At 38.4% G+C, this 26,843-nt stretch carries 22 protein-coding genes and 1 riboswitch; of the genes, 20 read left to right on the top strand and 2 right to left on the bottom strand.

The window, feature by feature from the left end:
* Positions 1-70: 70 nt before the first annotated feature.
* The 3 genes from MHI04_RS20620 (at position 71) to MHI04_RS20610 (ending at position 2,741) form a co-directional block, all read left to right on the top strand.
* Positions 71-856 (top strand): sulfite exporter TauE/SafE family protein, encoded by a 786-nt coding sequence (locus MHI04_RS20620; protein ID WP_342504364.1) that lies wholly within the window; start codon positions 71-73, stop codon positions 854-856.
* Positions 857-858: 2 nt separating this feature from the next.
* Complete coding sequence (locus tag MHI04_RS20615) at positions 859-1,563, top strand: DsbA family oxidoreductase (protein ID WP_058843909.1); 705 nt, start codon at positions 859-861, stop codon at positions 1,561-1,563.
* 227 nt (positions 1,564-1,790) lie between these two features.
* On the top strand, positions 1,791-2,741 hold the full coding sequence (locus MHI04_RS20610; RefSeq protein ID WP_058843910.1) for a c-type cytochrome: 951 nt from the start codon (positions 1,791-1,793) through the stop codon (positions 2,739-2,741).
* Positions 2,742-3,294: 553 nt separating this feature from the next.
* On the opposite strand, the gene MHI04_RS20605 is transcribed toward MHI04_RS20610, so the two are convergent.
* Positions 3,295-4,989, bottom strand: a complete 1,695-nt coding sequence (locus MHI04_RS20605; protein ID WP_271911195.1) for an FAD-dependent oxidoreductase — start codon at positions 4,987-4,989, stop codon at positions 3,295-3,297.
* A 245-nt stretch (positions 4,990-5,234) separates the two neighbouring features.
* Between MHI04_RS20605 and MHI04_RS20600 the strand changes: the two genes are divergently transcribed.
* Entirely contained in the window at positions 5,235-7,223 is a 1,989-nt protein-coding gene (locus MHI04_RS20600) for an AarF/UbiB family protein (RefSeq protein WP_342535134.1), read from the top strand.
* A gap of 344 nt (positions 7,224-7,567) precedes the next feature.
* On the top strand, positions 7,568-8,701 hold the full coding sequence (locus MHI04_RS20595) for a C40 family peptidase (RefSeq protein WP_280139373.1): 1,134 nt from the start codon (positions 7,568-7,570) through the stop codon (positions 8,699-8,701).
* A gap of 194 nt (positions 8,702-8,895) precedes the next feature.
* On the opposite strand, the gene ytvI is transcribed toward MHI04_RS20595, so the two are convergent.
* The gene (gene ytvI / locus MHI04_RS20590) at positions 8,896-9,954 is read right to left on the bottom strand and encodes a sporulation integral membrane protein YtvI (RefSeq protein WP_036128518.1); all 1,059 of its coding nucleotides are present in this window, start codon (positions 9,952-9,954) and stop codon (positions 8,896-8,898) included.
* A gap of 90 nt (positions 9,955-10,044) precedes the next feature.
* Between ytvI and MHI04_RS20585 the strand changes: the two genes are divergently transcribed.
* The 15 genes from MHI04_RS20585 (at position 10,045) to MHI04_RS20515 (ending at position 26,699) form a co-directional block, all read left to right on the top strand.
* Positions 10,045-10,593, top strand: a complete 549-nt coding sequence (locus MHI04_RS20585) for a hypothetical protein (RefSeq protein ID WP_036128516.1) — start codon at positions 10,045-10,047, stop codon at positions 10,591-10,593.
* Between the two features lie 81 nt (positions 10,594-10,674).
* Complete coding sequence (locus MHI04_RS20580) at positions 10,675-11,220, top strand: glutathione peroxidase (protein WP_036128514.1); 546 nt, start codon at positions 10,675-10,677, stop codon at positions 11,218-11,220.
* A gap of 99 nt (positions 11,221-11,319) precedes the next feature.
* Positions 11,320-11,520: riboswitch (cobalamin riboswitch) on the top strand.
* Between the two features lie 152 nt (positions 11,521-11,672).
* Positions 11,673-12,230 carry a hypothetical protein gene (locus tag MHI04_RS20575; RefSeq protein ID WP_342535133.1) on the top strand — a complete coding sequence of 186 codons (558 nt, stop codon included), beginning with the start codon at positions 11,673-11,675 and terminating at the stop codon, positions 12,228-12,230.
* The gene (locus MHI04_RS20570) at positions 12,214-13,164 is read left to right on the top strand and encodes an ABC transporter substrate-binding protein (protein WP_036128510.1); all 951 of its coding nucleotides are present in this window, start codon (positions 12,214-12,216) and stop codon (positions 13,162-13,164) included. The genes MHI04_RS20575 and MHI04_RS20570 overlap by 17 nt, the downstream gene beginning before the upstream one ends.
* 142 nt (positions 13,165-13,306) lie before the next feature.
* Positions 13,307-14,074 (top strand): tyrosine-protein phosphatase, encoded by a 768-nt coding sequence (locus MHI04_RS20565; RefSeq protein ID WP_036128509.1) that lies wholly within the window; start codon positions 13,307-13,309, stop codon positions 14,072-14,074.
* A gap of 150 nt (positions 14,075-14,224) precedes the next feature.
* Positions 14,225-15,580 carry an MATE family efflux transporter gene (locus tag MHI04_RS20560; RefSeq protein WP_101966905.1) on the top strand — a complete coding sequence of 452 codons (1,356 nt, stop codon included), beginning with the start codon at positions 14,225-14,227 and terminating at the stop codon, positions 15,578-15,580.
* A gap of 2 nt (positions 15,581-15,582) precedes the next feature.
* On the top strand, positions 15,583-16,416 hold the full coding sequence (locus tag MHI04_RS20555) for a putative RNA methyltransferase (protein WP_036128503.1): 834 nt from the start codon (positions 15,583-15,585) through the stop codon (positions 16,414-16,416).
* Positions 16,417-16,495: 79 nt separating this feature from the next.
* Positions 16,496-17,098, top strand: a complete 603-nt coding sequence (locus tag MHI04_RS20550) for a 1-acyl-sn-glycerol-3-phosphate acyltransferase (RefSeq protein ID WP_036128502.1) — start codon at positions 16,496-16,498, stop codon at positions 17,096-17,098.
* Between the two features lie 58 nt (positions 17,099-17,156).
* Positions 17,157-17,618: a low molecular weight protein-tyrosine-phosphatase gene (locus MHI04_RS20545; RefSeq protein WP_036128500.1), complete on the top strand. Its 462-nt coding sequence runs from the start codon at positions 17,157-17,159 to the stop codon at positions 17,616-17,618.
* Positions 17,619-17,818: 200 nt separating this feature from the next.
* On the top strand, positions 17,819-18,538 hold the full coding sequence (locus tag MHI04_RS20540; RefSeq protein ID WP_036128496.1) for a YebC/PmpR family DNA-binding transcriptional regulator: 720 nt from the start codon (positions 17,819-17,821) through the stop codon (positions 18,536-18,538).
* 66 nt (positions 18,539-18,604) lie between these two features.
* Entirely contained in the window at positions 18,605-19,900 is a 1,296-nt protein-coding gene (locus MHI04_RS20535; protein WP_036128494.1) for an arsenic transporter, read from the top strand.
* An 82-nt stretch (positions 19,901-19,982) separates the two neighbouring features.
* On the top strand, positions 19,983-21,731 hold the full coding sequence (locus tag MHI04_RS20530; RefSeq protein WP_342535131.1) for a methyl-accepting chemotaxis protein: 1,749 nt from the start codon (positions 19,983-19,985) through the stop codon (positions 21,729-21,731).
* A gap of 199 nt (positions 21,732-21,930) precedes the next feature.
* Positions 21,931-23,673, top strand: coding sequence for a cache domain-containing protein (locus tag MHI04_RS20525; protein ID WP_342535130.1), 1,743 nt, complete (start codon positions 21,931-21,933; stop codon positions 23,671-23,673).
* A 625-nt stretch (positions 23,674-24,298) separates the two neighbouring features.
* On the top strand, positions 24,299-24,859 hold the full coding sequence (locus MHI04_RS20520; protein WP_101966906.1) for a YdcF family protein: 561 nt from the start codon (positions 24,299-24,301) through the stop codon (positions 24,857-24,859).
* Between the two features lie 142 nt (positions 24,860-25,001).
* Positions 25,002-26,699 carry a M3 family oligoendopeptidase gene (locus MHI04_RS20515; protein ID WP_036128477.1) on the top strand — a complete coding sequence of 566 codons (1,698 nt, stop codon included), beginning with the start codon at positions 25,002-25,004 and terminating at the stop codon, positions 26,697-26,699.
* The last annotated feature ends 144 nt before the right edge of the window (positions 26,700-26,843 follow it).

Here is a 26,843-nt window from a genome sequence, read left to right as displayed (position 1 = left end):
GTCTATTAACGTAGCACAACCTTCTTTCTCTTTATCTTGATAGATGGGAGCTAGAAAGAAGGAAAAATAAATGGATATTGCATGGATTTTCACCATATTTTTGATTGGTTTTGTCGGTTCGTTTGTTTCGGGGATGCTCGGCATTGGTGGTGCTATTATTAATTTCCCGATGCTACTGTATGTTCCGTCATTATTAGGCTTTGTGGCTTTTTCAGCGCATGCAGTTTCAGGAATTAGCGCAATTCAAGTGCTTTTTGCTTCCTTTGCTGGTGTATGGGTATATCGGAAAGGTGGGTATTTAAATAAATCACTTATTATCTACATGGGTAGTGCTATTTTAATCGGTAGCTTTGTAGGGAGCTTCGGTTCAAAGTTCTTATCAGAATCAGGCATTAACATTGTCTATGGTATCCTGGCATTGATTGCAGCTGTCATGATGTTTATCCCGAAAAAGCAAATTGATGATAAGCCGATGGAGGAAGTGACATTTCGTAAACCACTGGCGATCATTTTGGCCTGGATTGTTGGTATTGGTTCAGGAATTGTGGGGGCAGCAGGTGGCTTTTTATTAGTACCGATTCTGCTAGTTGTCTTAGGAATTCCAACACGTATGACCATAGCGACAAGCCTTGCCATTACTTTTCTCTCTTCAATAGGAGGCACCATTGGGAAATTAATAACGGGACAAGTTGAATATTATCCAGCTTTCATCTTAATTGTAGCTAGTCTGCTAGCGGCTCCTCTTGGTGCAAGAGCGGGGAAAAAATTGAATACAAAAGTGTTACAAGCCATTTTAGCGGTGCTGATCGTTGCAACGGCTATTAAAATTTGGGCGGATATAATAGGGGGAGTGTAGCGATGAAAATTGAAGTTTTTTCTGATTTCACATGTCCATTTTGTTATATTGGTAAGCGTGAATTGGAGCGAGCTATTGATGTTGCGGGCTATACAGAGCAAGTAGAAATAGAATATAAAGCATACCAAATAGGGCCAGATACGCCGAAAGTGAATGCCCCCTCTTTTTACGAGGGGATGGCTAAAAAATATGATATCTCGCTAGAAGCTGCGAAAGACATGACGAAGGGCATCGCCGTGAGAGCAGCAGAGATTGGATTGCATTATGATTTTGATAAGATGACAACAGCCCATACAGAAAAGGCTCATCGTTTAGCGAAGTGGACTCAGCAGTTTGGCAAGGCGGCGGCTTATACTGAAGCTCTCATGGCAGGGTATTTTACAGCTGGAGAAGATGTCAACGAAGATGCTTTTTTATTAAAAGTGATAGCACAATTAGATTTAGATATAGAAGAGGCAAAGGTTATTTTAGCAACGAATGATTTTAGCGAGGCCTTAGATCGAGATCGTTATGATGCACAGCAACTTGGTGTGCAAAGTGTCCCGTTCTTCGTGTTTGAAAACCGTTATGGCATTAAAGGGGCAGAGCCAAATGAAGTGTTTGTGCGAACTTTACATCAGGCGGCAGCATTAGCAGGAAATCAACCGACGATAAAGTTGGTGGGAAATGATGGAGCTGCCTGTAATGATGACGTATGTAAACTATAAAAAAGTGTCGAGTACTTGGGTGCTCGACATTTTTTTATTCAGAATGAGCAATATACTACAAGAGGTATTAAGTCTAGTTTTTTGTGTTATAGAACAAAAATAAATGTATAATATATCCATTTTTATCATCTTAACGGTGCTATTTTAAAGAGATGTGAGAAAAATCACATCCAATTAATTGCTATGTTGCTAAAATATAAGAGAGGATACAAAGGGGGGTATTATAGATGAAACCTATAGTAGCAGGAGTAGCAGGGACAGTACTGTTAGCAGGCGCAATTTTTGTTGGAACAATTGTCAGCGATAAAATATCAGTTGATTCGAATGTTGGCGAGCAAGAAGCGACAGTGCAGACGCAATTACCAACAACAGCAGCTGCTCAGTCAGTGGTCTATGCTCCGCCAAGTATTGAAGAAGTACCAGATGGACCTATGAAAGAGGCAATCTTATACGGTTATGAGCTTGTCAATAACACGCATGTAGCGGCAGATGAATATGTAGGAAACCAATTATCTTGCACAAGTTGCCACGCAGGTGCAGGCTATGATGAGCAAACATCGTCGTTAGTGGGAGTAATGGCAAATTATCCACAATATATCGGACGCTCAGGTAGTATAGTTACGATTGAAGAACGTATTAATGGTTGTATGGTTCGTAGTATGAATGGTAAAAAATTTGAAATGAATAGTGATGAGCTAGAGGCTATGGTGGCGTATTTTGCTTATATTTCTGAAGGTGTACCTATCGGTGCAAAACGTGAATGGGCAGGCACTAGTGATATGAAGAATGTTCCGATTCCAAATGTTGCTGATGGCGAGGAGCTTTATGCACAGTCTTGTATTGCTTGTCATGCTGCTGACGGATCTGGTACTGATGCCAATACTGGTCCAGCGTTATGGGGGGGAAATTCCTTTAATGATGGAGCTGGCATGGCGCGTATGTCGAAGATGGCAGGTTATATTCAAAATAATATGCCGATAGGTGCGGCGGGTACTTTAACTGACCAGGAAGCTTCTGATTTAGCTGCCTTTATTTTATCGCAAGATCGTCCAGAGTGGGCAAACCATGATAAAGACTGGCCAAAAGGCGGACGTCCAAATGACATTATGAATAAAGAAAAACGTGAACAAATTAAAAACGGTACGATTGATTGGGAAAAAGTACTGTCAACAAATTAACAATAAGGGATGCTGTTTAACAGCATCCCTTATTGTGTTGTAAAACAAAACCATCCATAGAATTTTTGCGAAAGGTGAAAATGGATTTCCATTGCAGGCTACTTGCTTTCCTGTGGGCGAGCGCCGAGCCGCTTCCTCTTTTAGAGGCTCGCCTGTCTCGCTATCCCACGGGAGTCAAGTAGCCTTCCACTCCAACCCATAAATTTAGTAAAGGTTTTCCAATAAAGTGAAGGGTATTCACTACTCTTTATGGAGAGATGTTGTCACTCATCACTTCTCTATATTGAAAATAGGAGCCTTTCCTTTCTCTAATCAGACAAATAATGGGTTAATTTGTTCACTACGGCTCGTATGAAAGATAAGGAAAAGACACTTTTGCACATGGTTGATTGGAGTGGAGCCAGCGTCACAGATGAGACCTTGGAGCGAATGCAGTGAGTGAAGCGGCTCATCGGACGCCCCCCCTTGGAAAGGACACTGACGGAACGGAAATCAACCCCTTACCTTTCAAAATAGCTGCTTCTCCCATTGACATCACCGCATCCCTTTTAGATTAGTTAAAGTTATAGGTAGTTACAATTTTTTCCCTGTTAGTTGTTATATCTGTAAAGTATTCATATAAGCAAATACCAAGGAATGATCCACTGACATTCATGACATTAGAATAGCCATTATTTTGTAGAGTCATAACCGCGTTATAACTTCGTTGACCAGATCGGCAATGTACATAAACAGGCTGATCCTTTGGTATCTCATTCATTCGTTCTCGAAGTTCGCTTAAAGGTATATGGTGGGCGCCAATGAGATGACCAGATTCGAATTCGTTCTTTTCACGTACATCTAAGAAAAAGGCTTGCTTTTCAATGAGTGGCCTAACTTCATCCACTTTTATTTGTTTGAAGTTCCCGTGTAATTGGTTTTGTGCTACAAGTGCTGCCAAATTTACAATATCACGTGCAGTGCTAAACATTGGAGAATAGGATAATTCTAGTTCCTTCAAATCTTCTAAAGTACCGCCCATTGTGATAAGAGTGGCTATAACGTCTATTCGTTTATCTGCATTCCCTTTACCAACCGCCTGTGCACCAAGAACCTTTCCAGTTGGTGTTTCGTAAATGAGTTTAAAGTGAAGCGGATTACTATTTGGCATTAATCCTACTTTGTCTGGTGCAATTAAATAAACACTTTTTGCTTGAAAGCCATTTGCTAGAGCTGTTTTTTCGTTCAAACCTGTTGCAGCACATACAAGGTCGAAGATTTGTACGCTCGAAGAACCAATAACCCCTTTGTTATGCTGTGGGATACTATACATATGGTTAGCTGCGGCGCGTGCTTGTCGTTGAGCAGGACCAGCTAAAGCTAGACGCGTTTGTTTATGAGTAAGCTGATGGAATACTTCAATAGCATCTCCTACAGCATAGATGGAAGGGTCAGATGTCACATAATTAGCGTCCACTCGGATACCCCCTAGTTCACCAATAGCTAGCCCAGCTTCTTTAGCTAATTTGGTTTCAGGGCGAACACCAATGGCTAATACAACTGCTTGTGCTTTTAATTGCTTGCCTGAATTTAATACCACATAATCTGGTGCAACTTGTGCGAGGCCGTCGTTCACAATGACTTGAACCCCTTTGTCAGCCATTTCCTTGTGTAATATTTGAGCCATGTCATAATCGAACGGTGCCATAATTTGTTGACCGAATTCGACTAGTGATACATTAAAGCCTGCAAGCTTTAGATTTTCTGCTACCTCTACACCAATGAAGCCTCCGCCAATTACAGCAATATCTTGCACATTATCCGTTTGTAGATAACGGTTTAAACGGTCAATATCCACCACATTTCGAATAGTAAAGACATGTTCAGAATGAATACCTTCTAAGTTTGGAACGATAGGACTTGCACCAGGCGACAGAACTAACGTATCGTAACTTTCCTCATAATCAACACCAGTTTTCAAATCCGTAATCGTGACAGTTTTTTGCATGCGGTTAATACGTATAACTTCTTGTTGAACACGAGCTTCAATATTGTATTTTGTTTGAAAGGCTTGAGGTGTCATTAAGATTAATTTATCGCTATTTTCAACAATCCCGCTCAAGTGGAACGGTAGGGAACAATTAGAGAAAGAAACATTCGGACCTTTCTCAAACATAATAATTTCTGCTTTTTCATCAAGACGACGTATACGTGCCGCTGTTGATGCACCACCTGCAACGCCACCAACTACTATAAATTTTTTACTCAAAGTAAACACTCCTTTTCAAAATACATATTAGGGTATTTAGATGCTATTAAATAAGGGTTTAATTTCTAATGATTGATTATTTATATAGGATGAATACTACAAATCAATAATATACCTATAAGGGTATATTATCAAGTAGTACATATTATAAAATTTCAGAGATATTCCTTGTGAAAGAAAGTTAGGGCATAAATTTGCTATACTAGCGGTAGTAGGAATTGGAAATGACACAGGGGGTGACACTGTTGATTTTTTTGAAATTTTTAATTCAAATCCTCATTGTATCGGGTTTGATTTATATTGTGAGCGGACGATTAATTGGTTCAAATATTAATTTTGTTCGCAGAGTGCTATCGGTCGTCATTAGTGTGACACTAACCTCTTTTGTTTACTGGTATTCTTATTTACGCCATACAGATTTTTTGTCTGAAACAATGATGCAGACAGTGACAGAGGTTAGCACACTTATTTGGATTGGTAGTATGCTACTTATCTCGATGTTGCTTTATTTGGTTTTTGAGTTATTTGATCCAAGCGGTATTACGGCTGGAGATCGTCGTAACGGTCAAAAGTCCTTGCTATTGCGTCTGCGAAGCTATTGGCGACAGCAGAAACGTTTGCGACAGGTGTTAAAAATTGCTGTTACAAACGGTGTTGTGCAAACAATTAAATATGCAAGGCAGCGGGAAAATGAAAAAGAGCTTGCGATTGCACTACGAGCAACTTTAGAGCAGTGTGGTGGGATTTTTATTAAATTTGGACAGGTCCTCTCTACACGTAAAGAATTATTTTCACCTATTTTTATTGATGAGTTAGAAAGATTGCAACATAGTGTGAAGCCTTTACCAGCAGAGCAAGTTACACAAATTTTAGAGGGTTCACTTCCACAACCTATGGATGAAATCTTTAGTCATTTTCAAATGGAGCCCATTGCAGCAGCGTCAATTGGCCAAGTGCATAAGGCACGACTCAAAAATTATGAAGAGGTTGTCGTCAAGCTATTGCGCCCAGAAGTAAAAGGGGTTATGCGTGATGATCTTGAAATTTTAGAGGAATTTGCTAATTGGCTTTCAACAAAATCGACTTGGGCAGAGTCATTAGGCTTTCGGGAGTTAGCGGGTGGGTTTGCCGATGGACTACGTGAGGAAATTCATTTAGATATTGAAGTGCGTAACACATTACAGGTAAAGAATGCGCTAGCCAAAAGTGATTATAAGGTGCGAATTCCTAAAATTTATACAGCGTATAGTAATGAGAATATCATTGTGATGGAATATATTCGTGGACAAAGTGTGGCGGATGGGGCATCAGAATTCAAACGTTTATCTATTGATCGTAGGCACTTTGCCAAAACGGTATTATATTCTTTCTTTGAGCAAATGCTATTCTCAGGTATTTTTCATGCAGACCCACATCCAGGTAATATTCATATCGATGAATCGGATGGCACACCCGTTTTGCTCGATTTTGGAGCCGTTGGACGATTAGGAGCTACACAGCAAGAAGGCTTAAAGCTATTTTTGATGGGCATTCAGCTTAATGATTCAAGCGTGTTATATGATGGCCTAACATTATTAGTGGAAAATGCTGATCATGCAGAACGCGCAAGAATGGAGCAGGCCATCGATCAAATTTTATTAAAAATCTCCTATGTTGATCGCATACCAACTGAAGAATTGATCCATGCGCTCTTTACAGTGGTAAGAGATTTTGGACTTGCATTTTATCCTGCTGTAGGATTGGCTCTCCGGTCCTTGGTGACGCTAGATGGCACATTACGGGTCATTGATCAACGTTTCGATATATTTACAGAGGCAAAGGATTTTTCTGCTACATATATGCGTGCGTCTTTCCTAAAGCCATTTAAAGAACCGATGGCAACAAAAGAGCGACTGCAGGAGGAACTATCCATGCTGATTCCCACTTTGCGAAAAATGCCAAGAAGGGTAGATCAACTCATTCAACGGGTTGAAAGTGGGAAAATCATTTTACATCATGATATATTCTCGGATGAACATAATGCACGTTTTATCACACATCTGTTTTCTCGATTTGTTCTGCTTCTAGTAGGGATAACATTTGGCATTATATCTGTCGCTCTTTTAGCCATCTCACAATTTATTCATGATTCGTATGCGGTATATTTAAACACAGCCGCTTATTTAGGTTTATTTTTATGTGCAATTTTGTTAGTGAGATTATCTATACAAGCACTGAGATCGATGAAGCAGTAGGTAGGGATTGATTCCCTACCTTTTTCATTGAAATATTTGAATAAAATATTACAAAAACATTACAAAGTGATGTGTAGGTCTAATGTCGAATCAGCTAATAGTAGCGATAGGCAGAATAAAGTGGCGTTTTGTAGAATAAAGTAGCTTTCTTGCAAATATTACAGAAATATTTCGAGTTTTACTAATGTATTAAATAGACATGAAATAGTATAAAAGTTATGCTGAAAATGCTAAACTTTAAAAGGCTAAAATAAATATAAGAACATTTGATTAAAATAGAATCGTTCAAGTGATTACATAGAATATCTAGAGCGAAATTGACAGATGAAGGGGAATGAAAATCAGTGGGTAAGCGCAATAAATGGCGTAAGTCGATGGTGCTAGCATTAGCACTAGCTGGCGGCTTATTATTTAATACAATTCAACCAACAGAAGTACATGCCGAAGAAACTTCTCAACAAATGATTGAGAAAAAGGCTGAAATTGATGCACAAGTTAAAAAATTACAAGAAGAATTAACAAAGTTACAACAAGAGATCGACGCAAAGGTGAAAATATTTAAACAGGTACAAGCTGATATTAAAGAAGTGGATGCTAGTATTGTTGAAACACAAAAACGTATCGAGCAACGTTCTAAAATTTTAAGTGAGCGTATGGCTGCATACCAAGCACAAGATAATACTGTAGGCGTTTATTTAAATGTCGTTCTTGAAGCAAAAAGCTTTGCCGATTTAATGGATCGTGTCGTAGCGGTCAAAACATTAATGGATGCTGACCAAGAATTGGTAGATCAACAGGAAGCAGATAAAGCAAGCTTAGAGCAACAAAAAGCTACATTAGATGAAAAACAAAAAGAGCTTCAAAAGCAATTCCAAGAGCTTCAACAAAAGGAAAGCGAAATGGAAGTGAAAAAGGCTGAAAATGAAGCGAAATCACTTGCATTAAAAGCTCAAATTGCAACGAAACAAGAAGAAGAACGTTTAGAGGCAGAGCGTAAAGCAGCTGAAGAAGAAGCAGCCCGTTTACGTGCGCTACAAGCAGCAACTCCAGTTGTACAAGCAACTCAAAATAATGATGGCGGCGTGCCACAAAAAATTGTTATGGGCTCAGGAGCTGGTACGGCTTCTTCAGGAGATGCTATTTCAACAGCTAAACAATTCCTAGGACGTCCATATGTCTGGGGTGGTAGTAACCCATCGACAGGCTTTGACTGTTCAGGTCTTGTACAGTGGTCATACAAACAAGCAGGTGTTTCTTTACCACGTACAGCATCACAGCAGTATTTAGCAACTCAACGTATCTCAGCAAGTGAAGCGCGTGTTGGAGACTTAGTATTCTTCAGCTATGGTTCTGGTGTAGCTCACGTAGGTATTTACTTAGGGAACAACACAATGATCGATGCTCAAAACAATGGTATCGTAATTGAATCACTTGATTGGTGGAATCAATACTTAGTAGGCTTTGGTCGTATTCAATAAGCCTCTATATTTAATAGACGATTGACATGATGAAAAGGTCATCTTTGTAGAGAAAAAATATACAAAGATGACCTTTTTTATTTTGCTTTAGTGTTCATCTACCTCCTTTGTCGAGGAGAGATGAACACTTATTTTGCATTTCTAGTGGTTTAAGAGGAGCATTAAAGGTAAGCTCGAAGCGTAATGACTGTGCATTAAATTTTAAAATTTAGCTTAATGACACCTGTCTCTTTTAAGGCAATAAAGAAAATGATAACAAATGGGCCAACGAGTAAACCGATGATACCAAATAACTGTAGACCAATGAACATGGCAATTAATGTTGGCAAAGTGGATAAGCCAATGTGGTCGCCCATTAGTTTAGGCTCGACGACACGACGAATAATAAGTAAAATAGCAGCTAGGATGAATAATTTTACAGCAATAGCTGTGTTTCCCATTAATAGATGGTATAGTCCCCATGGGGCTAATATAATAATGGACCCTAGGAAAGGAACGATATCTATTAACCAAATAATAATGGTCATCGTAACTGCATATTTCGGTTGGATTAATAGTAATCCAATAAGTGTGACGCCACCTATGATAAAGCTTACAAATAAGTGTGCCTTCATATAACCGAATGTTGCATCTTTTAAACGATTTAAGATGATTTTTATTTTCTTTGCTGTGTTAGGCTTTAAATATTTATAAGTGATTTCCTTTAATTTGGGCAAATCAAGCATAAATAGGAATAAAGCAATCATATAAACGAGAAGACTGATAAATAGGCTTGGAATCTCTGAAAAGAATGCTGAAACTTTGTTATAATTAAAGAAGCTTAAAAAGGATTCTTCAACTTTCTTTATGAAATCCATAGTGGTTTTTTGAAGCGAAGCACTTACTTCAGGTGGAAAGTCCTCTGTGTATTTAGAAATATTTTCTTGCATATGAAGCCACATATCTGATAGCTTGGAAATATAATAGGGAGCTTGCTTTGACAATATAATTATTTGCGACATAATTTGTGTAATGGATATATAGCAAATAATAGAGATAACAATAACACTCACTATGTATATAAAAGCAACTACAATTTTCCTTGACATTTTCCATCGCCTTTTAAAGAACATAACAATGGGTTCTAAGAAAAATGCACTGACACCAGCAAGTATTATAGGCATGGATACAGGGATTACAAAATAGGCAGCTACAAGTAGAGAAAGAATCACAATCAATCGGAAAATCATTTTCCTAGCATTAAATTTATTCATAAACTCACCTTCTTTGAGAAAAAAATTAAGTTAAGTGTACCATAAATCAAATTTTATTACGTTCTGAAACAATAAAGGTAGGGATAAATTATGGAGAAAGAGATTTTGCAACTTTTTAATAATCTAACAGAGCATGACCGCGATATTGAATCTTACGAGGAACTAATAAAAATTCTGCAGGAACCCGTAGATTGGACATATGCAGTCTGGGAACAGCTTGTACAAGCACTTACATACAAAGATGGTCATGCACGTGCACGTGCTGCACAAATTTTATGCGCCTTAGCCGCAAAAAGTGACCCAGAAGAAAGGGTATTGGAGGATTTTTTAAAAATTTGGGCTGTGACTTATGATGAACGATCCGTTACAGCTCGAAATGCATTACAAGCTATTTGGAAAATTGGGCTAGCAGGTCAAGTACAAAGTGACTTAGTGGTGTCTTATTTAGCAAAGAGATTTCAAACTTGTTTAGATGAGAAGCATCCGACTCACATTCGCCATGATATTATTGTATCTTTTAAAAAGCTATATGACGAGACAAGTGACATAAAGTTATTAGACATTGCCCATCGTTTAATTAATGAAGAGCAGGACGTTAAATCTAAACAGAAGTATAAGTCAGCCATCCGTTCAACGTAACGAGATGGTGTTTTTTGTGCAAATTATTTGGTAAATTATTGAATAGTCAACAATAAATGAAAAAACAAAAGGGGTTAAGACATGAGCATTTATAATTATTTAGTACGAAAACCTAATGGTGAAATTTTATCCATGGAAACATATCGTGGAAAAACGATGCTAATTGTCAATACGGCGAATCAATGCCGATTTACATATCAATTTGATGACTTACAAAAAATGTATGATAAATATGGGAAAGATAATTTTGTCGTTCTAGGATTTCCTTGCGATCAATTTGGTCATCAAAATCCTGAAGATGGCGAGGAGACTACGCATCTTTGTAAAGTGAATTATGGCGTTACCTTCCCAATTTTTGAGCTTGTACAAGTAAATGGAGAGACTACCCACCCATTATTCAATTATTTAAAACATGAAGTGGATTTTCGAGAGTTTGGCAAGGCGAGCATGCAGGAAAAAATGCTTGCTGAGGCAATTGTTCAACTTGCCCCAAACTTTTTAGATGGTCGTAATATTCGCTGGAACTTTACAAAGTTTTTAGTAGATGCTAACGGCAAGACCGTTGCACGCTTTGAACCAACAGATTCACAACTTGATATTGAACAGGCAATTGAAACTATACTATAAAACAGTTTTGTTTATCTTATTCTTTAGAAATGGTGACGATCCATTCAAAGCACAGCTATTTTTTCCTATTAATATATGATAAACTGCTTTACAAGTGAATTATTCTTGCAGAATAAAGGTGCTAACAAGCATAATCGGGAATTCGGTGAAAAACCGAAGCTGTTTCCGCAACTGTAAGTACAGCTAGTATAAAGGTTTACCACTGTCTTAACAGAGATGGGAAGGTACTTTATCACACATTCGTTTTTTATGTAATGAACTGTACAAGCCAGGAGACCGACCTTTGTTTGAACGTATAAAAACTTCTCGGAAGCTAGGAGGATATACGGCAAATACATAGGCTATGTCATGTTAATTTGGCCATTATTATGTTATTTTCGTCGTTCCTTTGCGTAAAGGAGCGGCGTTTTTTTATGCAAGAATTTTCATAATGAAAAGTGGGGGGAACGCAAGTGAAAAAAGATGCACGTTATTCTTGTTATCCATTTATGCGTGAAAAAGCTTCGACGGTTGATTTTGAGATTCGAACAGACAGTCTGACTACGCATTTGGGAGTTGCTTTAGCTGCAGTTAAGAAAGAGGATGTACAAGCTGTTGTAGAAGATTTAATGGTTATTTTACCTATGGCCTACCATGTCAATGGCTCGGTTCGTGGAAAACTAGCTGTAACAGAAGAGGATCTTGCTTGGTTAAGTGAGCGCTATGATTTTTATGTTCGTCATGTGAAGGAAGAGATACAAAACTTTGTTTTACCTCAAGGTACGGAGGCTGCTGCTGCTCTACATCTTTGCCGTAGTGAAGCCAAAAAATCATATCGTACATTACACAAAGTATCGGAAGAACGAGAGGTTCCAGCTATTCTTTTTGATTATTTAGGCCTATTAGCCAATGTCTGCTTCGTTATGGCTGTCTTTATGAATCAACAAGCAGGGATAGCTGAAATATCATTTATTAGTAAATCATATCCGATGAAAAAGAAAAAGGAGAATAATAATGAAGAAATTATTTAATGTTCAATGGCTAACAGTACTCTTCCTTGCAATGATTTTAGCAGGTTGTGGTACTTCAGTAGATACTAAAAATAAAGACGCTTCACAGGATACACAACAAACAGAGCAAACAAACTACAAAGTGACAGATGATCGCGGTGTAGAAATAGAGTTTAAAGAAGTACCAAAAACAGTTGTATCATTGCAACCAAGTAATACAGAAATTTTATTTGCTCTAGGTGTTGGTGATAAAATCGTAGGAGCAACTGAGTATGATACTTACCCAGAGGAAGCACAGAAAATTGAACGGGTTTCTGATTCTGTGAATTTTAACAGTGAACGAATCATAGCGTTGAAGCCAGATGTTGTTATAGCTTATACGATTGGTGATAAGGAAGCAATGAAACCACTTGAAGATGCTGGAATCAAAGTGTTTGTTATTCAATCAGCAGCTACATTCGATGATGTTTATGGTGACATCGAACAGATCGCAGCTGTAATGGGTGTTGCAGATAAAGGAAATGAAGTAAACGAAGAGATTAAAGCGAAATTAGCTGACGTTAAAGCAAAGGTGAAGGAAGTAAAAGCACCGAAAAATGTTTATTTAGAAATTAGTCCTAAGCCCGATATTTATACAGCAGGCTCTGGTACTTTCCAGCAAGAAATACTAGATGCAGCCAATGTTAAGAATGTTTTTTCTGACTTGAGCAGCTGGGCACAAGTTTCTGAGGAAGATGTCATAGTGAAAAACCCAGATGTTATTTTAACGACAGTAAACTACACAGAGGATCCAATAGGTGAAATACTTGCACGTGATGGATGGAATACAGTGACAGCAGTTCAAAATAAAGCAGTACAGACTCTTGATACAGATATCTCTAATCGACCTGGCCCACGTATTGGGGAAGCCGTAGAACTAGTAGCAAAGGCTGTCTATCCAGAGTTATTTAAATAAGAAACCATTCAAGGCTAGCTGTATACTGACAGCTAGCCATTTTTATGTGGGTTGTTATTTCCTAGTGTGAAAATTGGAATTAATTGAGTTAGTTCTATAAAATAAAAGTAAGAGTGCTCGATAATTTTAGGAGGTGTAGTAATTGGAACAGTTAGAGACAAAGATAATTCCATTTGAGGCAGTTTATAATTTTCGAGATATGGGGGGATATAGGACAAGGGATGGGCGCATTGTCAAGAACGGTTTATTTTACCGCTCAGCGGCTCTTGGGAAAATGACGTTGGCGGATAAAGAGCTATTTGAAACATTAGGGATTAAAACCATTTTTGATTATCGTGATAATAATGAGGCACACCATAATCCTAACCCTATGTTCTCACACGCTCAATATATTCAAATACCAGCGAAGGGCAATCATACATTTGAAATGCCTACAAATGCTGGTGGTAGAGATTTTTATAAAGCAGTAAGCCCCGAAATGTTCCGAGATTTTTATGCACAGATGCCGTTTAATAATCCTTCTTTTAAAGAGTTAATGAAAACCATACAAAATCCTGACAATTTGGGTCTTGTCCACCATTGTGCAGTTGGTAAGGATCGCACAGGTATAGGGGGAGCTCTTATTTTGCTAGCCTTAGATGTACCTGAGGAGACGATTATGGAAGACTATTTAAACACGAATATCCATTTACGTCCAATGGTAGACAGAATGGCACAGGCTATTCAACATCAATATAATGAGCAAGAATTACAGCAATTCTATGCATTAATGTCTGCTCGAGAAGACTATTTACAAGCAGCATTGGATGCTATGGATTACCATTATGGCTCAAAGACTAAGTTTTTAGAGCAGGAGTTTGGCCTAACTATTGCTAGACGAGAGCAATTGCAAGCTTATTGCTTAACATAACAATGACCCCTTTCACATATCTGTGTGAGAGGGATTTTTTATGTGGAAGCGCTGTCTTCCTATAAACCTCTTTACAGTCTGAAAATTTATGATAAGATACAATAGATTTTTAAGAAAAATATAGGAGAAGTGAAAGTATTGGCAGAGACAATGAAAGAGACAAATAAGTTAAGTCTATTCCATTTAACATGGCCTATTTTCTTAGAAGTATTTCTATTTATGTTAATGGGATTAGCCGATACTTTTATGCTCAGTGCTTTATCAGATAATGCTGTATCCGGAGTAGGTGCAGCCAATCAATATATCCATATTGCGATCTTGATTCTTGAAGTGGTAGGGAATGGTGCATCCATTGTCGTTTCACAGTATTTAGGTTCAAGACGTTTTTTTGAAGCAGCGAAAATATCGGCTTTAGCTGTCACAATGAATTTGGTTGTTGGACTGTTAATGAGTATTCTATTTTTCTTCTTTGCAAAACATTTAATGACTATGATGAACTTGCAGGGAGAAGTACTTCACTATGCACAAAGTTATTTAGTTATCATCGGGAGTTTTATTTTTCTACAGGCTATTATTAATGCACTTGCTGCAATTATTCGTGTACATGGTTGGACGAAGCAAACGATGTATGTATCACTTGGCATGAATATCTTGCATGTTGTGCTAAACTATGGTCTGATTTTTGGGAATTTAGGTTTACCAGAGCTTGGTGTAAAAGGAGCGGCTATTTCTTCGGTCATTAGTCGGGGATTAGCTGTACTAGTGTTTTTCTGGTTGCTCTATCAAGTGATGGAAGTACGCGTGAAGCTACACTATTATTTTGATTATTCTAAGGAATATGTAAGGAAAATATTAAACATTGGTTTACCTTCTGCCTTTGAGCAGGTACTTTATCAGTTTTGTCAGATTGTCTTTTTATATTATGCGACATATTTAGGAGCAGAAACACTGGCAGCACGACAATATGCTATGAATATTTCGATGTTTACGTATTTATTTGCGATTGCCATTGGTACAGGAACAGCTATTATTATCGGACGTCATGTGGGGGCAGGGAAGAAGGATGAGGCATACCATCAACTATGGATAAGTGTCCGTGCGGCATTTGTTTTTACGATTATTATGGTTGCAGTCGTTACGATTTTCCGCAAACCACTCATGCATGTTTTTACCGATAATCCAGATGTCATTACTATTGGAGCATCCGTGTTAGCCCTCAGTATTTTGCTAGAGACTGGCCGTACAATGAATATCGTTGTCATTAACTCTTTACGTGCTTCTGGAGATGCCAGATTTCCTGTGAAGATTGGTTTTCTATCGATGGTTTGTATGAGTCTTCCGCTTGGTTATTTATTTGTATTTATATTGGATTGGGGCTTGGTTGGAATATGGCTAGCTATTTCAGCAGATGAATGGGTACGTGCAATTATCGTATACTTTAGATGGAAAAGCCGTAAATGGGAGCGATTTGCCCTCGTTTCACCGAATGAACAGAAGGAGGCATAGAAATGGGAGCATTATCTAAACGTGCGATAGCGGCAGCATTAATGGAGCAATCTATCACACTATTTGCTTGTCCTGTATGTCAGCAATCGATGCATGTCTATGAGCAGGGAAGATTGGTTTGTCCTGCTAACCATTCTTTTGATATAGCTAAGCAGGGCTATGTCAACATGCTGACACATAGCGCTGCTTCTAAATATAGCAAAAGTCTTTTTGAATCTCGTAAGGCAGTGATTGATAGTGGGATTTATGATGCTGTAGAAGAAAAAATTAGTAAGCTTATAGCCTCTGCAAAAACAGTGCTTGATACTGGCTGTGGAGAAGGATCACATTTAGCTCGTATTATGACAGACATAGACAATGGCATCGGTGTTGGTATCGATATAGCAAAAGAGGGCATATTGGCAGCAACACGTCATTATCCACAACAAATTTGGTGTGTAGGTGATTTAGCCAAAAGTCCATTTGCGCAAGAAAGCTTTGATGCAATATTAAATATTTTATCGCCCGCAAATTATGAGGAATTTAAGCGTCTTCTTGCCCCAGATGGCTGTCTTGTAAAGGTTGTACCACAAAGCGGCTATTTACAGGAACTGCGTGCCCAATTATATGCAGATTCGAGCAAGGAAACATACTCTAATGAACAAATTGTTGCCCGTTTTAAAGATAGCTTTAGTGAAGTTATAGTAGAACGTGTAACCTATACTTTACCGCTTGCAGAAGAGCTTGTGCCGGCGTTATTAGAGATGACACCGATGGGCTGGCATAAAAAAGAGGAAACGGCCATTGTATTAAATGAAATTACGATTGATGTAGATCTATTAGTAGGGAAAGTTTAAGAGGGCCACCTGCAATTGCAGTATACTGGTCTTTTCGATTACAATGGGAATAACTATTGAATAAGGTAGGAATGTAACAGTGTATAAATTAGCAGCTAATGTTGTCAAAGTAATATTAAAATTAATGGGTTCAAAGGCTCGTGTATATGGAGAAGAAAACTTGCCAAAAGATGGTGGGTATATTATAGCTTGTACACATACAGGCTACGTTGATATTTTAAACCTTGGTGTAGCCATGTACCCTCGTGAAATTCACTTTATGGCGAAGAAGCAATTATTTGAAATGAAAGGGCTTGGCTGGCTTATTGAGCGTTTAAATGCCTTTCCGGTGGATCGTGATAATCCTGGACCAAGCGTGATTAAAATTCCTTCACAGTTATTGAAAGAAGGTAAAATTGTAGGGATTTTTCCCTCTGGTACTCGTAGCTCAGAAGGAACGGATTTGAAGCAAGGAGCAATTACGATTGCACAGCTAGCAAAGGCGCAAATTGTTCCAGCTGCATATGTTGGCGCGCGTAATGCTGGCGATGTAATGAAGCGTGGCAAAGGCTACTTAATCTATGGTGAGCCATTTTATGTAACAGGGAAAGGGAAAGAAGGTCGTGAGCAATTTACACAACATCTTGAACATGAGCTAATTTCTTTAACGGAAGAATTACAAAAACGTATTGCAGTCAAATAAAGAGAAGCGGCACTCAGAGTCACATAGATTTTGAGTGCTTTGTTGTAGGAGGAGAAACATGATTCGAGTACTTTTCGTTTGCTTAGGTAATATTTGTCGCTCTCCCATGGCAGAAGCCGTCATGCGAGAGTTAGTAGAAAAAGAGCATTTAGGAGATAAAATTGAAGTGGATTCTGCTGCCACAAGTTCATGGCATATTGGTGAACCTCCACATCAAGGTACATTGGATAAGCTTAGAGAAAATGGTATTTCCACAACAGGCATGCAAGGTCGACAATTACAAAGGGCTGATTTTGAAAAATTCGCTTATATTATCGGTATGGATGAAAGCAATATTCGCAATATCCGAACGATGCTAGGCGATCCGCGCTCACCAAAGATTTTTCGTTTTCTAGATTTAACGGAACATCGCAAAGACGTCCCTGATCCATATTATACGGGTGATTTTCAAGAAACCTATGATTTAGTGCAAGAAGGCTGTCAGGCATTACTAGCAAAAATAAAACAAGAGCTGTTGTAAAGTGACACTAAAAAACGAAAATTTTAACAGCTATTTCTTCAGAAAATATTAGCTTAAACATTGGTATATATAGCTTTGTAAGCATCATTGTGTTATTATTTGCAGAGTAAAGATACGATAAGTATTTAATTACCATTTACAGATGTGCAACTGCGTATCTATCATTTTTATAAACTTATATTTGAAAGAGAGTGGAAACAATGGGTCGTAAGTGGAACAACATTAAAGAAAAGAAAGCGTCTAAAGATCAAAGCACAAGCCGTATTAATGCAAAATTCGGGCGAGAAATTTATGTGGCAGCTAAATCAGGCGAACCAGATCCGGAGTCAAACCGTGCACTTAAAGTAGTGCTCGAACGCGCAAAAACATACAGTGTTCCAAAACATATTATAGAAAAAGCCATCGATAAAGCAAAAGGTGGCGGCGATGAAAACTTTGATGAATTACGTTATGAAGGCTTTGGACCAGCCGGCACAATGATTATTGTGGATGCTTTAACAAACAATGTGAATCGTACAGCATCAGATGTTCGTGCGGCATTTGGTAAAAATAACGGGAACATGGGTGTCAGTGGATCTGTCGCTTATATGTTCGATTCAACTGCAGTTATTGGCTTAGAAGGTAAAACGGCTGATGAAGTACTTGAAATTTTAATGGAAGCAGATCTTGATGCTCGCGATATTTTAGAAGAGGATGACGCGGTTATTATTTATGCGGAGCCAGATCAATTCTTTGCGACACAAGAAGCGTTAAAGGCTGCAGGGGTTGCAGAATTTACAGTAGCAGAGCTTTCTATGCTACCTCAAACAGAAGTTGCCTTAACTGGCGATGATGTAGCTAAGTTTGAAAAACTAATCGATGCATTAGAAGATTTAGAGGATGTACAAAATGTCTTCCACAATGCAGATTTGGGCGAATAAATCGATAAATGAAGTGAGTAAACCAGTAGCAAATTAGCTACTGGTTTTTAATTAGGGAGGAAAACGATGCAGAGTATTTTAGCCATTAGTTTATTTTTAGTCACATTATTTTTTGTCATAGTGCAACCACGTAAACTATCTATCGGCTGGTCAGCCTGTATAGGGGCGGCGATTGCCTTACTAATGGGTGTAGTTACCTGGCATGATGTGTTAGCAGTAACTGGAATTGTTTGGAATGCGACGTTATCATTTATTGGCATTATTTTAATTTCGCTAATCTTAGATGAAATTGGTTTTTTCGAATGGGCAGCTCTGCACATGGCACGACTTGCGAAGGGAAGCGGAATTCGGTTATTTGTTTATATTGCTTGCCTAGGGGCAGTTGTGTCGGCCCTATTTGCTAATGATGGAGCGGCTTTAATACTCACTCCCATTGTGTTAGCAATGGTAAGAAAACTGAATTTAACTGAAAAAATGATTTTTCCGTTTATCATGGCAAGTGGTTTTATAGCAGATACAACTTCCTTACCATTTGTAATAAGTAATTTAACTAATATTGTATCAGCTGATTTTTTTGAAATCGGCTTTATAGAGTATGCAATTCATATGGTTGTACCGAATTTCTTTTCTTTAGTGGCCAGTATTGTTGTACTGTATATTGTTTTTCGACGGTCCATTCCACAGCATTATTCTCTTGAGGCGGTTGAGCATCCAAAGCAGGCAATTCGAGATCCTCGCTTATTTTCGATAGCTTGGTATGTGATCGCCATCCTATTAGTAGGGTTCGTGGTCGGTGAAGTTCTACACATTCCTGTATCCTTCGTTTTATGCGGTGTTGCTTCTATTTTCTTATCGCTTGCACAGCGTAGTAAGGTTGTAGATACGAAGAGGGTCATAAAAGGAGCGCCGTGGAATATAGTGTTCTTTTCCATTGGTATGTATGTGGTGGTCTATGGATTAAAAAATGTAGGGATGACAGGATTGCTAGCCAGTTTACTAGAGCAAGCGGTACAGCATGGTTTTGTAGTGGCAACCATGACGATGGGATTTGTTGCGGCAATTTTGTCTGCAGTGATGAATAATTTACCTACTGTTATGATTGATGCCTTAGCCATTTCTGAAACAAGTGCAACTGGTATGATGAAGGAAGGGCTCATTTATGCAAATGTTATTGGCACAAATTTAGGTCCGAAAATGACACCGATTGGCTCACTTGCGACATTATTATGGCTTCATATATTGGCTCAAAAGGGCATTAAAATTAGCTGGGGACAGTATTTTAGAATCGGCATCATTCTTACAATTCCAACACTGCTCGCTACTTTACTAGCATTAGTTTTTTGGATAAGTATAATAGCATAGTTATATTGTCGAAATAGTGAAATAAATAGTACAATAAGTAATAGTAAGATATTAATATATCAGCGTATTAAAGGAGGAAAGTATGCGAGCGACAGGTAAATTAAGTAATAAAATTGTGCTAATGTCATTTGTTATGCTATTAGCTTTGTTAGCCTTTTTCATTGTAACAACGATATATACAGCGAAATCATCTGTTAATAAAACAATGGGAACACAGGCAGTTGCAGTTGCTGAGAATATTGCAAAACGTTTGAACGCAGATGAATATGAACAACTCTCACAGGACCCAAAGGAATCTGAATTATATTGGCAGCTAAGGCAAGAACTCAATGAATTGCGTGAAATAAATGGGGTTCTGTATGCCTATACTTTCGCAGTCCCAAAGGAAGATAAAAAGGTTCGATTTTTAGTGGATGGTATGCCAGTAGATGATCAAGAAAATGCTGGCGTTATAGGAGATGAATCTGCTTCCACCTATTATAAAGATTTAAAAAAGGTAATGGATACGGGGAACTACTACTCCGATATTTTACATAGCGATTTTGGCGATTATTTATCAGGTACTGTGCCATTGAAAGATGCCTCAGGAAATATTGTTGCCTTTGTAGGGGTAGATATAGAGGCAACAGAGGTAAGTGGTGTGACAAATGCTGTGCTAACAGCCATTTTACCTGCTTTAATTGTCGTTATATTAGCTTTAATAGGACTTGTTATGTTTATTATGTATCGTTATATCAATCGAGCGTTGAAGCCTTTAACAAATTTAGGTGTTGCCGCACAAAACTTTGCACAAGGAGATATTGCTAAGGCATCTATGGCAGTAGAGGAAATTCAATTGACAGGAGAAAATGAGATTACTATTTTTGCTCAATCCTTTAAGGAGTCTCTACAAAGTTTAAAAGAAACATTCCACACGATTCAACAACGAACATTAGCTTTACAAAGTGTCGTTCAAAAGATTGATGAGACAACTCATCATGTGGAAACATCAAACGCTCAAATTGCGGATCGTATTATCGAAATTGCTGCGGGGAGTGAGCAGCAGCAGCAAAACAATCAAGAGGTTGTCTTAACGATGAACGAAATGTCGATTGGTATTCAACGTCTAGCTGATACTACGTCTGAAATTGCCGAGTCATCTTCAGCTATGACGGGTCTAGTTGAAACAAGTGTTGGTCATTCACAAGAAGTTGTATCACAAATTCAAAATGTAGAAGCCTCCGTTTTACGTACAGCTAATCATGTCGAGGAGATGGGCGAGAAGTTCCGTTCTATTGAAGAGATGGTGACGATCATTACGAGTATTGCCGATCAAACAAACTTACTTGCTTTGAATGCGGCGATTGAAGCAGCGAGGGCTGGGGAAGCAGGTAAAGGATTTGCGGTTGTGGCGGACGAAGTACGTAAACTTGCAGAGATGTCTAAATCATCAGCTGACGAAATACACATGCATTTAGAAAGCTTTAAGAAAATAACAGATCGAGCATTGCAAGAGATGTCGAGCAGTACAGTAGACGTACAAGCAGGCAATAAAGCGGTGCAATATATTGGTGTAAGCTTAGAGCAAATATTGCAATCAGTCATTGAGGTAAATAACAAAATTCAAGATGATTCAGCTGTGATCGAGGAAATGTCAGCTGGCTCTGAGGAAATATTAGCTACTATAGAGCAAATGAATGATATTGCGAAGCATAGTGTGCTAGGAACAAAGGAAGTTGCAACTTCCTCTGACTTACAAGTAGCAATGGTTTCGGAATTAAATGAAGTTGTAACCATTTTAGATCAGACATCTAAAGAAGTTATCGATACGATTAATACATTCAAATTATGATGACCTTGAAACTATTTTTCTATAAGCATAGGTCTTGTAGAAAAATAGTTTTTTAATAGGAGATAGTAGTGTGTAAATGTCTAAATAAACCATATTAAGGGAAATTAGAAAATAATTTGTGTTTTACCCATTGTGAAAACTTTCAAACCATAACATAATATAAAGTAATATTTGTTGAACGAAATAGGGGGGCTAAAGTATGAGGTTTTTACGTTCAATACAGGGGAAATTGATTATTATTTCATTAGCAATACTGATTATTCCAAGTTTAATAATTGGTATAGTTAGCTACGGTAAGGCTAAGAATGGCATGGAGGAAATTGGTGAGCAAGTACTTTACAATAGCGTAGAATCAGCTTTGCAAATAATTGAGCTTGCCAATGAGAGTGTTGAAAAAGGTGACATTCCTTTAGAAGTTGCACAGGAGCGAGTACGTGAGGCGTTTCTTGGACCTAAAGATAGCGAAGGGAAACGCCCTATTAATTATCCTGGTGATTTAGGAGAATATGGCTATATTTATGTATTGGATGATAAGGGGACATTAACAACACATCCAACGCGAGAAGGGGATAATCTTTGGAATGACCAGGATAGTAGCGGAAATTATTTTATTCGGGAAGTGACTGAAAAAGCTCTTGCTGGTGGTGGTTTTACAGTATATGAATTTGAGCTACCAGGTCAGGATGTCTTAGCAGATAAAATTATTTATTCGGAGAAAGATCCACATTGGGGATGGGTAATCGCATCAGGTACATATATGCAAGATTTTAACGAAGGGGCAAATTCTTTATTGTTAGTGATTGGTGTGACATTAGTGGGTGCGATTATTATCGGGACAATCGTAGTCATTTTAGTATCTAGACATCTGGCATTACCAGTTAAAAAATTATCGATGCGTGTGCGAGAAGTAGCGCAAGGGAATTTAACTGTAGAGATTGAGCATTTACAGCGTTCAGATGAAATTGGACAATTAAATGAGGGCTTTAATGAAATGGTAAATCAACTCAAAACGCTTATTTCAGATGTGGAGGAAGCGATTGTAGAAATACAATCGACATCAGCGAACCTAACAGCAGTGGCTGAAGAGACGGATGCCTATGGTGACGAAATCGTCAAAGCCATCAATGAAGTATCTAAAGGTGCAGTCAAGCAAGCATCAGATGCGGAGGATACAAATCGAACAGCTATTGAGTTTGCTCAGCAAATTGAAGGATTGCACGATAAAAATGATTTAATGTTGGATGCATCACAGCATATGAAAAAATCAAATGAAGAAGGTCTCGTTAATCTAGATAGTTTAAAAGAGACATCACAGGAATCTTTCGATATTATTCAGAACATTCAATCTGTTTTTGGCAGTTTAATAGTCAAAGTGCATGAAATTGAAGGTATTGTAGAGACAATTACGCAAATTTCCGACCAAACAAACCTACTGGCTCTTAATGCCTCTATTGAAGCCGCAAGAGCGGGAGAACATGGTAAAGGATTTGCAGTTGTTGCAGAAGAAGTACGTAAGCTTGCGGATCAAACATCAGTCGCGACAGAGCTCGTCCGCACCACTATAAAGGGGATTGAAAGTGAAACGAAGTTAGTCAATGATGAGATGCAGAAAACGCATGCTATTGTGCATCAGCAAAATGATTCGGTTCAGGTGACAGCGTTATCTTTTAAAGAAATTAAATTGGCTGTTGAAAAAATAATAGCCATTATAGGAGATATGGCAGAGGGTGTAGAATATTTAAATAGCTCCAAGAATGTTATTATGCAGTTGATTGAAAGCATTGCAATGATTAGTGAAAAGAATGCTGCTGCATCTGAAGAGGTAACAGCGTCTGTAGATGAGCAGCAACGAGCAATCCAGCTTGTTAGTGAGTCTTCCAATGATCTAACTGATGAAATATCAGCCTTACAGGAGTCTATTAAACGCTTTATATTGAGATAATTATGCAGGATGCTTGGTCAACAAGCATCCCATGTTGTTGAAAAAAGGTAATGTCAACGGCATAATAAGCAATTTTGTAAGGCGAGGGGTTGATTTCCGTTCCGCCAGCGTCCTTTCCAGGGGGCGTCTGATGAGCCGCTTCACTCACTGCGTTCGCTCCAGGGTCTCCTCTGTGACGCTAAATCCCCTAGGAGTGACGCTGGCTCCACTCCAATCAGCCATTCTGCAAAAGTGTCTTTTCCTGAACAAAATAGCCCATTATTTATATTATAAGAGAGGATAGCCTCTTACTTTCAATGTGGAGAAGTGATGTGTGACAACACCCCTCCATAAAAGAGTAGTGAATACCTTCACTTTTTTATGGATTGGAGTGGAAGGCTACTTGACTCCCGTGGGATAGCGAGACAGGCGAGCCTCTAAACGGAGTGGTAGCGGAGGAAGCGGCTCGGCGCTCGCCCACAGGAAAGCAAGTAGCCTGCAACGGAGATCCTTTTTCACCTTTCACATAAATTCTATGGATGGTTTTGTTTTTCAACACTATGGGATGCTTGGTCAACAAGCATCCTTTTTTCTTTAGCTGCGTTAATAAAAGGTAAAGGAGGGGTGATTTGTGAAAAAATGGGTAATTGGAGGAAGTGTACTTCTAGTAAGCATTGGAATGGTTCTTTATATTTGGTTGGGAAAACAAATAGAGCAGGGTGTTGAACCAAGTGCAAAAGGCTCTGCTGACTATATGATTATACTAGGGGCAAAAGTAAAGGCGGGTGGTGTACCATCACTTTCATTAAAGAGTAGATTAGAGGTGGCAGTTCCATACTTAACAAAATACCCTCATGTTAAGGTCATTGTGTCAGGGGGGCAAGGACCTGATGAAGATCAAACAGAGGCATCTGTTATGCAAGAATATTTAGAACAGAACGGTATCAAGGCTACAAGGATTATCGTCGAGGACAAGTCTACGTCCACTTATGAAAATTTAGTATTTTCCAAAGAACTATTACCGAAAGATACAAAGAAAATCACCATCGTTTCAAATGACTTTCATTTGAAACGCGCCAAGTATTTAGCAGAAACTTTAGATTTCGAAGTGGATGTCGTCGCAGCCGAAACACCAAAGTCAGTAGAAGCTAAACTAAGATTGAGAGAAAGAGCCGCTTTATTAAAAACGTATATTGTTGGCTATTAAAGTACTTTCATTGAGGCGTAATCATTTCTAGTGCTTTCTCGTAAAAAACACCACTACAAAAATAGATAATTGTTTCTTAATAGGTTCCATTTGGCATATAATAGAAATATCACGGGGTATAGGACAGAAAGAGGGGACTTCAATGACAACGTTTAAAGATTATCAGTATAGCCGTCCAAATGTGGCAGCGATGAAAGAACAGCAATTAGCACTTATCGAGCAATTTAAACATGCACAATCAATAGATGAGCAAAGTGGTGTAATTGAGAAGCTAAATGCCATCAGTAATGACTTTGCGACAATGGCTAACTTAGTATACATTCGCGCTTCAATCGATACGAATGATGAATTTTATCAAGCAGAACGCGATTATTTCGATGAAGTAGGCCCAGAGCTAGAAGAAGTAACGACTGAATATTATAAAGCATTAATTGATTCACCATTCCGTGAGCAATTAGAAGAGAAGTGGGGTCAACAATTATTTGACCTTGCAAGCTATCAAATTAAGGGTTTTTCACCAGCAGTTATTGATTTAATGCAAAAAGAAAACAAGCTTGTTTCTGAGTATAATAAGCTTGTAGCTTCTGCACAAATTGACTTTAATGGGGAGACATTAACACTTGCTCAGCTTGGTCCGTTTGCAGAATCAACTGATCGAGAAACACGTAAGGCAGCAACTGATGCCCGTTTCGGTTTCTTTGCGAAGCATGAAGATGATTTCGATCGTTTATATGATGAGCTTGTAAAAGTACGTCATGAAATTGCGATTAAACTAGGCTATAACAACTATGTTGAGCTAGGATATGTTCGTATGAATCGTATTGATTATAATGCGGAAATGGTTCAAAAATTCCGTGATCAGGTTCGTGATTTAATTGTACCTGTGGCAACGAAGCTATATGAGCGTCAGGCAAAGCGTATTGGAATTGAAGATTTTAAATTCTATGATGAAGCATTCAACTTCTTATCAGGTAATGCTGCTCCAAAAGGAGATCCAGAGTGGATCGTGGCGAATGGTAAGAAAATGTATGAGGAATTATCACCTGAAACAGGAGAATTCTTCAATTTCATGATTGACCATGACTTAATGGACCTAGTAGCGAAGAAAGGGAAAGAGAGTGGTGGTTATTGTACATTTATTGAAAACTATCATTCTCCATTTATTTTCTCGAATTTTAACGGTACGTCAGGTGATATCGATGTATTAACACATGAAGCAGGACATGCCTTCCAAGTTTATTCAAGCCGTAACATTGGCATTCCAGAGTATCTATGGCCGACCTATGAATCTTGTGAAATTCACTCGATGAGTATGGAATTCTTCACATGGCCTTGGATGGAGTTGTTCTTTAAAGAGGATACAGAGAAATATAAATTTACGCATTTAAGTAGTGGTCTTTTATTCTTACCATATGGTGTTGCAGTAGATGAGTTCCAACATGTTATTTATGAAAATCCAACAATGACGCCGGCTGAACGTAAAGCAGCATGGAAAAAAATTGAGGAAACATATTTACCACACCGCGACTATGATCATAACAGCTACCTAGAGGCTGGAGGCATATGGCAACGTCAGGGTCATATTTATGCAAGTCCATTTTATTATATTGATTACACGTTAGCCCAAATTTGTGCATTCCAGTTCTGGAAACGCTCACGTGAAGAATTTGAATCGGCTTGGAAAGACTATATTCATCTATGTGGCTTAGGTGGTTCTATGTCCTTTACAAAGCTGGTAAAAGAGGCAGGTTTAATTTCACCATTTGAAGATGGCTGTGTTGAATCGGTTATCGGGGAAATTGAGGAATACTTAAATTCAGTAGACGATTCTTCACTATAATTGATTACGTAAATTCGCTACACTTCCATGCTAAGCGTTGTGGAAGTGAGCGAATTTTTTAGTTTGTCAAAGTTGATTTTTCAAGCAAATTCGAAAAATCTGGACGCATGGCTTAGCTGTGCGCATGTAGCAATGTCGTCCAGT

The sequence above is a fragment of the Lysinibacillus sp. FSL K6-1151 genome (assembly GCF_038630755.1).
Lineage (GTDB): Bacteria > Bacillota > Bacilli > Bacillales_A > Planococcaceae > Lysinibacillus > Lysinibacillus fusiformis_D.
The sequence above is the reverse complement of the archived record's forward strand: the minus strand, read 5'-3'. Positions and strand labels throughout refer to the sequence as shown.

Bases quoted from the DNA above. Each gene is read 5' to 3' on its own strand.
- MHI04_RS20585 (WP_036128516.1), top strand. From the start codon at position 10,045: ATGGAGAAAGAGATTTTGCAACTTTTTAATAATCTAACAGAGCATGAC.
- MHI04_RS20515 (WP_036128477.1), top strand. From the start codon at position 25,002: ATGACAACGTTTAAAGATTATCAGTATAGCCGTCCAAATGTGGCAGCG.
- MHI04_RS20570 (WP_036128510.1), top strand. From the start codon at position 12,214: ATGAAGAAATTATTTAATGTTCAATGGCTAACAGTACTCTTCCTTGCA.
- MHI04_RS20525 (WP_342535130.1), top strand. From the start codon at position 21,931: ATGAGGTTTTTACGTTCAATACAGGGGAAATTGATTATTATTTCATTA.
- MHI04_RS20535 (WP_036128494.1), top strand. From the start codon at position 18,605: ATGCAGAGTATTTTAGCCATTAGTTTATTTTTAGTCACATTATTTTTT.
- MHI04_RS20560 (WP_101966905.1), top strand. From the start codon at position 14,225: ATGAAAGAGACAAATAAGTTAAGTCTATTCCATTTAACATGGCCTATT.
- MHI04_RS20545 (WP_036128500.1), top strand. From the start codon at position 17,157: ATGATTCGAGTACTTTTCGTTTGCTTAGGTAATATTTGTCGCTCTCCC.
- MHI04_RS20610 (WP_058843910.1), top strand. From the start codon at position 1,791: ATGAAACCTATAGTAGCAGGAGTAGCAGGGACAGTACTGTTAGCAGGC.
- MHI04_RS20580 (WP_036128514.1), top strand. From the start codon at position 10,675: ATGAGCATTTATAATTATTTAGTACGAAAACCTAATGGTGAAATTTTA.
- MHI04_RS20530 (WP_342535131.1), top strand. From the start codon at position 19,983: ATGCGAGCGACAGGTAAATTAAGTAATAAAATTGTGCTAATGTCATTT.
- MHI04_RS20540 (WP_036128496.1), top strand. From the start codon at position 17,819: ATGGGTCGTAAGTGGAACAACATTAAAGAAAAGAAAGCGTCTAAAGAT.
- MHI04_RS20615 (WP_058843909.1), top strand. From the start codon at position 859: ATGAAAATTGAAGTTTTTTCTGATTTCACATGTCCATTTTGTTATATT.
- MHI04_RS20620 (WP_342504364.1), top strand. From the start codon at position 71: ATGGATATTGCATGGATTTTCACCATATTTTTGATTGGTTTTGTCGGT.
- MHI04_RS20555 (WP_036128503.1), top strand. From the start codon at position 15,583: ATGGGAGCATTATCTAAACGTGCGATAGCGGCAGCATTAATGGAGCAA.
- ytvI (WP_036128518.1), bottom strand. From the start codon at position 9,954: ATGAATAAATTTAATGCTAGGAAAATGATTTTCCGATTGATTGTGATT.